This is a genomic window from Gemmiger formicilis, assembly GCF_018784445.1.
Taxonomy (GTDB): Bacteria; Bacillota; Clostridia; order Oscillospirales; family Ruminococcaceae; genus Gemmiger.
Genome location: NZ_WQOH01000008.1, coordinates 75,943 through 85,993, shown reverse-complemented (window position 1 = coordinate 85,993; position 10,051 = coordinate 75,943). Strand labels below are relative to the sequence as shown.

12 protein-coding genes are annotated in these 10,051 nt (G+C 50.1%); 11 read left to right on the top strand and 1 reads right to left on the bottom strand.

All coding sequences use genetic code 11. The annotated features are described in order from the left end of the window. Window positions 1-254: 254 nt before the first annotated feature. Window positions 255-1,268 carry a LacI family DNA-binding transcriptional regulator gene (locus GPK89_RS03770; protein WP_215691651.1) on the bottom strand — a complete coding sequence of 338 codons (1,014 nt, stop codon included), beginning with the start codon at window positions 1,266-1,268 and terminating at the stop codon, window positions 255-257. Window positions 1,269-1,553: 285 nt separating this feature from the next. Between GPK89_RS03770 and GPK89_RS03765 the strand changes: the two genes are divergently transcribed. From GPK89_RS03765 to GPK89_RS03715, 11 genes are all read left to right on the top strand, one after another. Beyond that, window positions 1,554-2,438, top strand: coding sequence for a carbohydrate ABC transporter permease (locus tag GPK89_RS03765; protein WP_215691650.1), 885 nt, complete (start codon window positions 1,554-1,556; stop codon window positions 2,436-2,438). Beyond that, window positions 2,348-3,271: a carbohydrate ABC transporter permease gene (locus GPK89_RS03760; protein WP_215691649.1), complete on the top strand. Its 924-nt coding sequence runs from the start codon at window positions 2,348-2,350 to the stop codon at window positions 3,269-3,271. The genes GPK89_RS03765 and GPK89_RS03760 overlap by 91 nt, the downstream gene beginning before the upstream one ends. 76 nt (window positions 3,272-3,347) lie before the next feature. Then, entirely contained in the window at window positions 3,348-4,772 is a 1,425-nt protein-coding gene (locus GPK89_RS03755; protein ID WP_215691648.1) for an extracellular solute-binding protein, read from the top strand. Between the two features lie 80 nt (window positions 4,773-4,852). Continuing rightward, entirely contained in the window at window positions 4,853-6,166 is a 1,314-nt protein-coding gene (locus tag GPK89_RS03750) for an alkaline phosphatase family protein (RefSeq protein WP_215691647.1), read from the top strand. A 9-nt stretch (window positions 6,167-6,175) separates the two neighbouring features. Next, complete coding sequence (locus GPK89_RS03745) at window positions 6,176-7,036, top strand: metallophosphoesterase family protein (protein ID WP_215691646.1); 861 nt, start codon at window positions 6,176-6,178, stop codon at window positions 7,034-7,036. Continuing rightward, entirely contained in the window at window positions 6,997-7,395 is a 399-nt protein-coding gene (locus tag GPK89_RS03740) for a hypothetical protein (RefSeq protein ID WP_215691645.1), read from the top strand. Before GPK89_RS03745 ends, GPK89_RS03740 begins: the two co-directional genes overlap by 40 nt. 16 nt (window positions 7,396-7,411) lie before the next feature. Continuing rightward, window positions 7,412-8,068, top strand: coding sequence for an HD domain-containing protein (locus tag GPK89_RS03735; RefSeq protein ID WP_215691644.1), 657 nt, complete (start codon window positions 7,412-7,414; stop codon window positions 8,066-8,068). 192 nt (window positions 8,069-8,260) lie between these two features. After that, complete coding sequence (locus GPK89_RS03730) at window positions 8,261-8,479, top strand: hypothetical protein (protein WP_215691643.1); 219 nt, start codon at window positions 8,261-8,263, stop codon at window positions 8,477-8,479. Further along, window positions 8,466-8,699 carry a hypothetical protein gene (locus tag GPK89_RS03725; protein ID WP_215691642.1) on the top strand — a complete coding sequence of 78 codons (234 nt, stop codon included), beginning with the start codon at window positions 8,466-8,468 and terminating at the stop codon, window positions 8,697-8,699. Before GPK89_RS03730 ends, GPK89_RS03725 begins: the two co-directional genes overlap by 14 nt. After that, window positions 8,686-8,826, top strand: coding sequence for a hypothetical protein (locus GPK89_RS03720; RefSeq protein WP_215691641.1), 141 nt, complete (start codon window positions 8,686-8,688; stop codon window positions 8,824-8,826). Before GPK89_RS03725 ends, GPK89_RS03720 begins: the two co-directional genes overlap by 14 nt. A 445-nt stretch (window positions 8,827-9,271) precedes the next feature. Further along, window positions 9,272-9,595: an HTH domain-containing protein gene (locus GPK89_RS03715; RefSeq protein WP_215691640.1), complete on the top strand. Its 324-nt coding sequence runs from the start codon at window positions 9,272-9,274 to the stop codon at window positions 9,593-9,595. The last annotated feature ends 456 nt before the right edge of the window (window positions 9,596-10,051 follow it).

The following is a 10,051-nucleotide window of genomic DNA, read 5'->3' as shown; positions in this document are numbered from 1 at the left end:
ATTCACAGACAGCAAGCCCTTTCGGCTGCTTGAACAATTTTTACTTCAAAATATTGTCTAACTTTTGGGGGTCACTTCATGAGCTACCTTGGGGATTGTTGTTGTTTACCGATTCAGAAAAATCCGCGACGCACAGGAGTCTAACACATCCAAATTCTTTCTCCGTTTGTGATGAATTCAAACAGGCGATATTTCTGCGCATTGTCGGTCGGCACCAGCCGAGGCCCTGCCTGTTGCAAAGTTGCCGTCTGTGGTCAAGTGGCATTGTACTCGATTAACTGCTTTACACTTCCGCATTCCTGTAGAGCAGGGGAATACAGGATCTGGTGCGGGGGCTGTTGGGGGTCGTTGATCCGCTCAAACAGAAGATCCACAGCGGCAGAACCCATTACCTGCGGCTCCTGATCCACGCTTGTTAGGTGCAGGTATCCCGGAAGGGTCTCGTTGACCGTATCGTTGCAGATCAAGCTGATGTCATCGGGTACGCAGATGTCTGCCTGACGGAACGCATCCTGCAGACCAGCAGCCATGGAACCATTTACACAGTAGATGGCCGTATATAGCTGTTCTCTTGGCAGAGTAGCAATCTTTGTGCCGATCTCATAGCCGCTCTTATAGGTTCTATCCCCGCGATATACACAATCACAGGGCAGGTTTGCATCGCGCATGGCATCCATATAACCGCGGCAGCGATTCTGGCAGGTAATGGAGCTTTCCGGGCCTGCTATATGGGCAATTTTGGTATGCCCCTTTTGCTGCAGATAGGTCGTGGCCAGATACCCGCAGCGATAATTGTCAACGGTCACAACATCCAGATCTAAGGCCTTGAGGTAACGGTTTACAAGGACTACGGGCAGCGGATAATCCTGCAGTAGGGAGATGAGGGCCGGGTTCTCCACCGCATTCAGGAGAAAAACGCCGCAATAGCCATTCCGATTGGCATATTGCAAAGCGTCCAGCTCCTGCACGCCATCATAATCGGTAACGGAGATAAGCAGCCGTTTGCCTTTGGCCTGTAGGCTTTCATGGATGCCGTTCAAAAAAGCGACCGCGATAGGATTTGTCAGTTTGCCGATAAGGGCGAGCGCCGTGTCGGAGTTCTGGATGAGAGAAGATTTGCGCCGCGGGCGCTTCTGGTATCCATACGCCTCGAGGTCATGGAGGATCTTCTCTTTTGTAGCTGCAGAGACACTGCCGTCATCGTTGAGGACGCGCGAGATGGTCGCAGTGGACACACCGATTTTCTTGGAAAGCTCCGCCAGTGTCATAGGATAACTCCTCCTGATGCTGTGTATAAGATACATTGTTTCGTTATTCTCTAGTATAGGTGTGATTGCAGCGAATGTCAATTCTGAGTGGGTGTTTTGCTGAACACATTGCAGAAAAATGACAAAGGGATGTCTTTGTAAAGACTATGTTATGTTACCGCTAAATCGCGGGAAATTCTATTGCAATATGGGGAAGGGGGTGATATTATACGGGCGAAGAAAGAAATTACAACGGAACACGGAGATGTAATTACATTTCTTCAATGAAATAGTGAGGCAAACACGATGACGAAGGCTATGCACAGGATACAGCGGAAAAATAAATTTCTGCCATATCTTTTGATTTTACCCTCCATGCTGCTGTTCAGCATGTTTACATTCTACCCTTTTTTAAAGACAATCGCGCTCTCCTTCTTTCTTACGGATAAGCGCGGTAATCCCACAAAATGGGCCGGTATCTCAAACTGGGTGCGAGTTCTCTCCAAAGAAACCTTTTGGAAGGTCATTGCAATCACCTTGGAGATTGCAGGGATCAATCTGGTGTTCACCTTCGGCCTTGCAATTTTCTTTGCGCTCTTGTCCTCGCAGAAGAAAAAAGGCGGAAAGCTGTACCAGACGATGTATGCACTGCCGATGGCAATAGCATCTTCTCCTGCAGCAGCAATCTTCCTGTTTATCTTCCGGCAGAAGAACGGTGTGATCAACAGCCTGTTGGGCGGCGCGAATATCGGCTGGACGACAGAGATGCCCTATGCCATGTGGGCTGTCTGCATTATGACGATCTGGATGAATGTGGGTATCAGCTACATTTTTTTGCTGGTTGGTTTCCGGGCTGTGCCGCAGGATCTGATCGAAAGTGCCTATCTGGACGGTGCCGGTGTTTGGGCAAGGATCTGGCATGTTATGCTGCCAATGGCATCCCCGCAGATATTCTTCGTTCTGTTCTTGAATATTGCGATCTCTTTCCGCAGCTTCGCACAGATCAAATTGCTGACCGGCGGTGGACCTGCCAATGCAACCAAGAACCTTATCTACTATATTTACGAAAATGCGATTATTAACGGAAGGTACGAAACAGCATGTGTACAAGCAATCTTTCTGTTCGGTCTGATTCTGCTCTTTACAAGCCTGCAGTTCGCGCTCGAAAAAAAGTTCGTGCATTACCAGTAAGTGCGGCAAAAACAAAAAAACGCGCGGCAGAGGCAGCGGGTTTCGCTGTAAAACTGGCTTTGGGGCTGGTCTTTATCTCGCCCCTGATTATCGGCCTGTTCTTCTCGTTCCAGACGGAGCAGGAGCTGATGTCCTACCCGCTGCACTTGCTCCCACAGCATTTTACGCTGGAAAACTATCAGGCAGTCTTTGCCAAGGTTCCGCTGCTGCTCTACCTTAAGAACTCTGTCATCGTCTGTGTGATTGCTATATTTGCACAGGTGATTTTCGCTACACTGGCAGCCTACGCATTTGCCTGCTTTGAATTTCCATTCAAAAAGCTGTTGTTCTCTCTGGTGTTGGCAACCACAATGGTGCCCGGCGAGGTTGTCGTGGTAACGAACTACCTTACAATTCAGAACATGGGCCTTACCAACAGCTATGCAGGCTTGGTTCTGCCGTCCCTCATTTCTGGTACTGCCATCTTTCTTATGCGGCAGTATTTTCTGGCGCTGCCCAAAGAGTATAAGGAGGCAGCAACGATCGACGGCTGCGGAGAAATCGGGTATCTGTTCCGCGTAGCGATGCCGCTGGCTGTTCCGACCTTTGCCTCACTGGCCATCTACCTGTTTGTGCAGATCTACAATCAATTCTTCTGGCCTCTTTTGGTCACGCACGAAAATGCGATGCGCACGATCCAAATAGGCATCGCCTTCCTTGTAACGGGTGATGTCATTAGCTTTGGTCAGATCCTCGCAGGTGCCATGATCGCAATACTGCCGTCGGTCCTTGTGTATATCCTTGGGCAGGATTACATCATTCAGGGCATGACGGCGGGCGGTATCAAAGGCTAAGTTCTTATTGCCGAAAGTACAGAACTGTACTTTTTAATATATCAATCGGGAAAGAATGTCGTAAGGAGTAAAACAAATGAAAGCAAAGCATCGAGTTCTGGCAGCTGGTATGGCTGCTGCAATGACCCTGTCCTTGGCTGCGTGTGGCGGTTCTGCTTCTACCGCAGAGCCTACGGCTAGTTCTGCCGTAGAAACAGTTACACCGGAAGCAACTTCTGAAGCCGCCAGCGGCGATGTAACGGAAGTGACCTGGTGGACCTACTTTGGCGACAAGAATATCGGCTACCTGCAGAACATTATTGATGACTTCAACAACAGCCAGAACCAGTACCATGTGACCATCGTATATCAGGGCAACCAGATGGAGTGCAACGCCAAGCTGCAATCTACCGAGAAAGAAAATCTCCCGGCCATGTTCTCCGGCGCAGTGGAAGATGTCGCTATGTATGCAAATTCCGACTTCTGCGTCCCGCTGCAGAAATATGTGGATGCAGACACCGAGGGCTGGCAGGAGCTTGATGATACATGGGATGCACTGCGCAGCGCCTACTCTGACGGTCAAGGCAATCTGATCGGTTACCCCATCGGCTACAGCTATCCGAACATTTTCTACAATGCGGATCTGCTGAAAAAGGCAGGGGTCGATCCTGCAAGCATTCAGAGCTTTGACGATTTGTATGATGCCAGCAAAACGATTGTGGACGGCGGCTTTGCCACCTACGGCATCGGCTTCTTTGCTAACGGCGCTATGTTCAATGTCGCGCTCGGCCGCGAGGGTGTGCAGGCCTACAACAATGAGAACGGTCTGAACGGCCAGCCCGTCACCGAATGCCTGTATGACAGCGACACGACGGTGCATGATTCCATCTACAACATGCTTTCCATCTACCAGAAGATGGGTGCCGAGAAGCTCTGTGTCCCTTACGGAGCAGACTATCAGTCTGAGATCATTCCGCAGATGGCCTCCGGTGACTGTGCTATGATGATGGGTGTTATTTCGATGACGACCAAGGTTCTGGACGCTGCAGCCGGTAATTTTGAGGTCGGTGTTATCCCAATGCCTTCTGCATCGGAAAGCGGCAAGCGTACCGGCGAGCCCGCTGCGGGTACCGGCACCTATGTCTGCGACAATGGCAACGAAAAAGCTATGCAGGGTGCCTATGAGTTCATCAAGTTTGCCTCCACCGGTGAACAGGCAGGCTACTTCGCTTCCGCTACCGGTTATATCGCACCGAACCAGGAGGCTTACGACAGCGCTGCCTATAAGACCTACCGCGAGGAAACCTTCCCCGGCATCTCGGTCGTCTACGATTCTCTGGCTAAGTCCGATTCTTCCGCTACCAATCCGTATGTTGCCATCTCCAATGAGATGCGCGATGCAAACAAGGTTGCGATGGAAACGGCTGCTACCGATCCTACGGCGGACATCAATACCGTGATTACGACCGCCAAGGACAGCATCCAGGAAGCGCTGGACATCTACAACCAATCCAATTCCTAATCATGTGTTAGACTTCTCCTTATAGCAAGGGGGCAGGGGAGACCCTGCCTTTTTGCAGTTTTCAGGAAAGGAAAATCAAAATGAATCAGAGAGTTTTAGTCTTTTCCGTGGATGCGATGGTGTATGAGGATCTTCAACACCTGCGCAGCTGCCGGAACACCAAAAAGTATTTTCAGAACGCCTGCGGCGTCCGGCATATCAGGAGCATCTACCCGACGGTAACCTACCCGGCACATACTACGATCCTGACAGGCTGCTATCCGGCCAGCCACGGCGTGATCAGCAATACGCATTTTACGACCGGCAGTACCGAATACGAATGGCTCTGGGATGCAAGCAATGTCAAGGTGCCGGATGTCATTACGGCGGCAAAGGATCAGGGGTACACGACCGGTGCGGTCTTTTGGCCTGTGACCGGTAACCATAAGGCCGTGGATTATCTGATCGATGAGTACTGGTGCCCGCATGAGGGAGAAACGCTCCTTGGTGGATTCGCGAATATGGGGTCCAGCCCGGAAATGCTGAAGGTCATCGAGAAAAATCAGCATCTTCTCCCCAACGGCGGCAAGCTCGGCCGTGTAGCCCTGATGGACCACCCGCAGATCGACCATTTTCTGATTTCGTGCGCCTGCGACATCATTCGTGAGTATTCCCCGGAATTTATGCTGGTACACAACGGCAATATCGACGATGCCCGCCATAAGTACGGCGTTTTCAATGAGGAGGTTCTGCATGGTCTGGATCTGGTTGATCTTTGGATTGGGCAGTTGATGCGGGCTTTGGAGGACAGTGGTCATCTGCACGATACGGATGTAATCATTGTGAGTGACCACGGGCAGATGGATCTGTCGCGTGTCATCAAGCCGAATGTATTCTTTGCAGATGCCGGTCTGATTCAGGTGGATGAAAACGGAAATCTGCGGGATTGGACAGCGTTCTGCTGCTCTAACGCCATGTCTGCCATGGTCTATCTGAAAGACCCCGCAAATGTGCAGGACTATGCCAAGACCTATGCGGTACTGCAGAAGATGACGGCGGAAGGCATCTACGGCTTTACGACCGTCTACACAAAGGACGAAACAAAGGCCATGGGGCTGGATGGTGATTTTTCGTTTGTACTGGAAACGGATGGGTATACCTCCTTCAGTACAGATTGGAACCGTCCTGCGGTACGCCCCTTTGACCGAAACGATTTCCGGTACGGGCATGCCACACACGGATATCTGCCGGAAAAAGGACCCCAGCCTACCTTCATGGCAGTCGGCCCCTCCTTCCGGGAAAATGTATGGCTCGACAGTGCCGCTATGATCGATGAGGCACCGACCTTTGCCGCATTGCTTGGCGTGCCGCTGCCTGCAGCCGACGGAAAAATCCTGCAGGAATTGCTACGGTGAGGAAAAACCATGGAAAACGCGCATTATTTTCTGCATGTAACAGACACACATCTTTGTTTCGATGCAGAGGCCCCAGACATATGCTGCACAGAGAAGGCGCTTCGGAGCCTCTACCAGACGGCATTTGCGTGGGATCACAGGCCCGCGTTTGTGCTGATTACCGGCGATCTTGTGCATGAAGGTACATCCGCTGACTATGCCAGAGCAAAGACCCTGCTGCAGGAGCTGGACGAGCAGTATCATACGAAAACTTATCCCGCATTGGGAAACCATGATATCCGTAAGAACTTCAACAGTGCTTTTCGGGGACATGCTTCTGATCAGCCCTTGGACTATTGTGTACAGAACGAATGGCTCAGATGGATCGTACTGGATTCCTCCTGCGGGCAGGTTATTGGCCGATTGTCCGGCAGCCAACTTGCGTGGCTGGAGCAGGAGCTGAGCAAGCCCACAGACAGCCCAACGATCCTCGCACTGCACCACCCGGTATACGGAACGACTACAGCGGAATCTGATGCCAACAACCTTGACACACCGGACCGACTGATTCGGCTCTTGCAAGATCATCCGGTTGATGGGATCCTTTGCGGACACAGTCATGAGGCAACCATTGTGACAGAGCAGGGACTGCCGCCCCAGTTTGTTGGAGCCGGCGCGGCCTCCGCGGCCCTGCCGCTGATACAGGGTCGGGTGCAGTTTCGCAAACAGTGCTGGATCCAGTTTTGCAGGGTGCAGGACAATAGATTGTATTGGTCCCCGCTCTCCCTGGACCGCAGTAAACTGCTCGCCAATATGACTCCGCAGGAAATGCTAGAGTACCCTATGTTCCGATGTATGGAGACGCACATTTTTGCAAGCAGACAGAGATAGCTCTTGTTGACAGAAAGTGGTATAAACCGTTACCGCAGCGAATACTCCGCAGTGTGCGGCCGGATGTAGCGGAAAATGAGGGCGTTGTTTTCCTGAGCGACCCGCAGCTGCGCGGCGCAGCGGGGGAGCGTGCGAAAGAACTGCTAGAACAAGGCGCAATAGGCATAATGACTGGCACACCGGATGCAGGAAGTTTCAGCTCTGCACTGCTGGCCGAAAAGAAAATGGAATTTTGGCGCTATCCGGTGCATCTGAATGAAACGCAATGCAGGGTATTGGCAGAAAAGAACAATTTTTCGCAGGTGCTGCGCTATCACAGTCCGAATTTTGCATCCCCCCGCAGAATCACCATCAAATGATTGGAATGGAAACACTATGATATACAAAGAAATACGTGCAAACGAAGAAGTCAACGCCTTATTGGATAAGGGCAACAAGAATCTGGGATTGCTTGGATTCACAGACCACTCAAAGGCGCATTGTACCTATGTTGCGGAAACGGCAGGGCATATTTTGAGAAAATTCAATTATGATGCTCACGACATTGAATTGGCAAAAATTGCAGGGTATATGCACGACATCGGCAATGCCATCAACCGTACCCATCATGCCGAGTATGGCAGCTTGCTTGCCAATGAGATTTTACGCAGCAGTGACCTTTCTACACAGGATCGCATTACGGTTGTTTCAGCGATAGCGAACCACGATGAATCTACCGGCGGTGCCGTAGATGCCATATCCGCTGCACTTATCATTGCTGACAAAACCGATGTGCGCCGCAGCCGTGTGCGTCAAAAACCGAAAGCAACCTTTGACATTCATGATCGAGTGAACTACGCGGTCACGGACCAGATTTTGAAAATCAACGCCGAAAAGCGCGTGATTTCTTTGAATCTTCAACTGGACACGGGAATCTGTTCCATGTATGAGTATTTTGAGATATTTCTGGGACGTATGCTGATGTGCCGTGGTGCAGCGGAACTGTTGGATGCGACTTTCAAATTGACTGCCAATGGCGCTAAGGTGTTGTGAAATCGAAAAGCCTCTGCCGACACTCAAACCGGGTATCGACAGAGGCTCATTGCGTATTTTACTGATGCTTTATCGATGCTTTACGAGAATGTGGTTGCACTTTTTTCAGTCGTCTGCTACGCTTAGTTACGAATATAAAAACACAACAGTTTTTGTGTGGTTGAGGAAATTCTGTGAATCGAGGTGACTAGCATGACCTACAAGACAATCGTGATCGACTATGCACCCAAGGCAACGGAAATGGCGGCAGCTATTGAAAGAACAGCGAATGAACGCGCACAGGAGGGATGGGAGTTGATGACGTTTTCGGTCACAAATTCTGCCAAGGCGATTTTGGTATTTCGTTTGCCGAATGCTGCCCAGCAGCAGAGAAAATCTATCCCGGAGGAAATTGACAATGAAACCAGATAAAAGCGCTCCGGACAATCAAACACAAAAAGAGGCGGTTCCATCCAACTGCAGCGGCAGCAGCCTTGCCATCGGGCTGAGCCTTGGCGTACTCATTGGAATCATCGTAGACGACATCGGTCTTGGCATGATGTTGGGCGTTGCTGTGGGGCTTTGCATTGGCCCGGCAGTCGGTGTACTACGGAAAACAGGGGAGCAAACAAGCGACGATGAAAAGCAATAACGAACTTCGCAGATATGTGCCGTCCATGATATTCTATGTTCGGGACGGTATGCCATTTGTCCGCAACCATATGGACGGCGGCAACTACACCGAGAGCAATGATCGAATTATTCCAATAGAAAAATAACCTATAAGAATGGAGAGAACCCTCATTCAGGTGCAGAAAAGTATCTGAATGGGGGTTCTCTTTTTTAGAAACAAGCGGAACATCCGAATCTAAATACATTGGGGAAAGAAACGAGAAGCAAAGTAGAAAAAGGCATTATGTTTTATTAAGAAAGATCAACTCTTATTGACGACTTTTCGCTGAGACTTCTGCAATATTTCGCAAGACCGTTTCGGGGGAGCGTCTGACCTTGTTGTGGGTTGGACGCTTTTGCGCTTTTCGGCGAAGATTTGTGCAGTGGTGCTTTGTATCAGACACTTTAATGACTCCATTGTACGCTCCTTTATGCAACAGTCTTAAAGAGATTACATCTTGAAAAAAGCTAATGCTTTAAATCGCTAAACTTGAAGAAAAGCTTCAGGGTATGAAGCTATACTGAATTTAGGCGAAAAAAGGAGGGAAGAAAATGAGTCCGGATGAGCGCCAAGCGGCTATTTGGGATATTGTTTTTCAACGCAATTATGAAACAGTTCCTAATTTGGCATGCGAATTAGGCGTCAGCACTCGGACAATCTATGAGGATTTAAGTCGGATGAAAGGAAAGTACTCTATTATAACTATGCCGGGAAGATATGGCGGCGTTTACATTACATACGAGCCGCGCAGTAGGCGCAGATATTTAACCCAGACACAAGAGATGACCTTACGAAAAATCATCCCCTTACAACCAATAGAGACACAACAAATTCTTCAAAGTATCCTTGATGTATTCGCCAGAAAGCATTCGTAAGTGAGCTTTCCTGTACCTTGACAATCAAATATCCAGCATAACAGGTACTTTTCTTTCCCAGCAAGCCCCAGTGGGCGGTTTGGCAAACCAGAATTGCGGTGGGAGAGAGTACAATGATACGCCAGCAGCCTCCCGCGTCAGAGGGGGTGACCGAGCCGGAGTTGTAAGCAGTAAGACTCCGGCGGAGTCAGTGAACGGGTGTGCCAACACCCTGCCTGTTGTGTTCCCGGTGTCAGGGGTGCGGGCGGCAAATGTGGCACACTTACTTAACTATCTATTTTTGCCGTTTAGGGCAAATCGTGGGCAGCAGGACCCCAAGCGCCTGCTGCCCATCATTTTGCTTTAAACGGGATGGAAAACAGAGGTGTAAAACCAATGCAAACCTATCCAACGGGCTATGCGGAATCCCACCGTATGGCCGAGAAAATTTTCCGGGACATTTTGCCCCGGCACGGT

Coding starts and splice junctions, on each gene's coding strand:
- GPK89_RS03720 (WP_215691641.1), top strand. CDS start 8,686: ATGAAAAGCAATAACGAACTTCGCAGATATGTGCCGTCCATGATATTC.
- GPK89_RS03740 (WP_215691645.1), top strand. CDS start 6,997: ATGTATGGAGACGCACATTTTTGCAAGCAGACAGAGATAGCTCTTGTT.
- GPK89_RS03725 (WP_215691642.1), top strand. CDS start 8,466: ATGAAACCAGATAAAAGCGCTCCGGACAATCAAACACAAAAAGAGGCG.
- GPK89_RS03755 (WP_215691648.1), top strand. CDS start 3,348: ATGAAAGCAAAGCATCGAGTTCTGGCAGCTGGTATGGCTGCTGCAATG.
- GPK89_RS03750 (WP_215691647.1), top strand. CDS start 4,853: ATGAATCAGAGAGTTTTAGTCTTTTCCGTGGATGCGATGGTGTATGAG.
- GPK89_RS03770 (WP_215691651.1), bottom strand. CDS start 1,268: ATGACACTGGCGGAGCTTTCCAAGAAAATCGGTGTGTCCACTGCGACC.
- GPK89_RS03730 (WP_215691643.1), top strand. CDS start 8,261: ATGACCTACAAGACAATCGTGATCGACTATGCACCCAAGGCAACGGAA.
- GPK89_RS03715 (WP_215691640.1), top strand. CDS start 9,272: ATGAGTCCGGATGAGCGCCAAGCGGCTATTTGGGATATTGTTTTTCAA.
- GPK89_RS03760 (WP_215691649.1), top strand. CDS start 2,348: ATGTGTACAAGCAATCTTTCTGTTCGGTCTGATTCTGCTCTTTACAAG.
- GPK89_RS03745 (WP_215691646.1), top strand. CDS start 6,176: ATGGAAAACGCGCATTATTTTCTGCATGTAACAGACACACATCTTTGT.
- GPK89_RS03735 (WP_215691644.1), top strand. CDS start 7,412: ATGATATACAAAGAAATACGTGCAAACGAAGAAGTCAACGCCTTATTG.
- GPK89_RS03765 (WP_215691650.1), top strand. CDS start 1,554: ATGACGAAGGCTATGCACAGGATACAGCGGAAAAATAAATTTCTGCCA.